Genomic DNA, 1,195 nt, shown 5'->3' on the forward strand with positions numbered 1-1,195 from the left:
TAGCTAATAGGTAACTCCATAAGTCCCAAGCAAATTTATCTGCATCGCTTGTAACTTCGGATGGATAACCACCTGTACCAGCTCCAGAACCACCACCACCATTTTGACCAGGGATAACTTCTTTACCTTGTAAAAACATTTTATCTGCATATATCGTTGAAGGAGTACCATCTTTACCGATAAAATAAAAATGATTTCCCAAATGAAACTGATTTTTACCAGATAAGACAAGTCCTGTATTTTTTTCGTTAGATAATCCAATTGTGTTATAAGAACTATCGCCTACTAGTAACAATGCTTTGCCATCTGTAACGACTGGATTTCCGTTAACATCGTTTAATTCAGGAAAAGGATTCCCTTTTGTTCCTATTGAGCCAATGTGGCTATTGCCATTCCAGAATTCTAATCCTTGCTTAGTCAATTCCATTATTTTCGTTTTCCCATTCCAAGCTTGCAGAGCGCCGTTAACTAAACGCAAAATATCTCCATATGCATTGAATGATGTCTCAAAAATATCAGATCTAATTTTACCAGCTCTGATAAAGTCGGCATTTAAAATACCATCAATAGTCCAAGCGTTTCTAAAGGGGCCTTTCCATCCAGTAGTTGAAAAACCGATACCTTGGTTATTAATAGCGATAACATTCTTTGCGGTATCTGTGGAATCTGTATCCATAAAATAAAGCGTATGTGGCCTATTTTTAGGATATTGAAGAATACTACCACCTTTCACGCCATTGATTAAATCGGTAATGTAATCAATAAAGTTACTCATGTAGTCTTTTTTAGTTAAGGTTTTAATTGCTTCTTGAAAATCTTGACTTTGCTGTTTATAAAAAGCAACTTGGATATCTCCAGCAGTAATCTTTATTGTTTTTTCTGCTAAAGCATCATAGACAATCCCTGTAACTTTCGTTTGAATGTCAATATCATAAAACTTGTGATACACAGTGAACGTATCGAATAAATTATAGTTTCTCATTTTAGCAAATTCTTTTGCTTCTTCTGAATCTGTGAGTTTCTCAATTTCTAGTTCAATAGAAACTTTAGGCTTATCACTTCCTGGATATAATGTAGTGAAGTATTTACCTGCCGCTTTATTTAAGCTGGATAAATCTTTTACTCCTTGATCTTCAGTGAACTGAACGTATTGAGCGTAAACATCTGGATATTTGTTGATATATTCGCTCTTAAC

At 34.6% G+C, this 1,195-nt stretch carries 1 protein-coding gene; it reads right to left on the reverse strand.

Annotated elements, in window-relative coordinates; translation table 11 throughout:
* The coding region (locus tag ACTQ48_RS11230; RefSeq protein ID WP_441570986.1) for a phage tail spike protein at positions 1-1,195 on the reverse strand (1,195 nt) is incomplete at both ends.

Origin of the sequence: Collinsella sp. Sow4_E3, from assembly GCF_052116285.1 — a bacterium.
GTDB lineage: Bacteria > Actinomycetota > Coriobacteriia > Coriobacteriales > Coriobacteriaceae > Collinsella.